The following is a 534-nucleotide window of genomic DNA, read 5'->3' as shown; positions in this document are numbered from 1 at the left end:
TTCGACTACAAGCAGCCGTCCCTCACCAAGCGCACCGGCCTCGACACCCTGAGCGATCAGGGCAACCTGCCGCCAACCGAGGTCTACGACTACGCCGGCGAGTACTACTACCACGGCTTCGAGCGCGGCCAACGCCTCACCGAGAACCGTTTAGAGGCCCATGAATCCTTGGCCAAGCGCTTCCGCGGCAGCGGCGGTGCCCGCCAACTCCAGGCCGGGCGCTGGTTCGAGCTCATCCAGCACGCGCAGCACGACACCGGCGGTGAAGAAGAAAGGCAGTTCCTGCTGCTCGGGGTGACGGTACATGCCGAAAACGCCCTGCCGGTCTCGGCCCAGCTCCAGGCGTTGCCCGGCAGCCTGCAGCCCCAGCTCGATGCTGCCAAGCGCGCCCATGGGCTCGAGTCAGATACCGCCGATCCTACCGGCGAGCGGCTCAATGATTATGCCTCCGGCGGCACCGGCCACTTCCTGGTCGATCTCGACGCCCAGCGCCGTACCCAGCCCTACCGCCCTCCGCTGACGCACCATCGCCCC

1 protein-coding gene is annotated in these 534 nt (G+C 67.2%); it reads left to right on the top strand.

Annotated elements, in window-relative coordinates; all coding sequences use genetic code 11:
• Positions 1-534, top strand: a 534-nt coding sequence (locus OP494_RS17160) for a phage late control D family protein (RefSeq protein WP_280542796.1), incomplete at both ends; no start/stop codon positions are given.

Origin of the sequence: Chromohalobacter sp. 11-W (genome assembly GCF_029889905.1) — a bacterium.
GTDB lineage: Bacteria > Pseudomonadota > Gammaproteobacteria > Pseudomonadales > Halomonadaceae > Chromohalobacter.
Note: the sequence above shows the minus strand (reverse complement) of the source record. Positions and strands in the feature narration are given on the sequence as shown.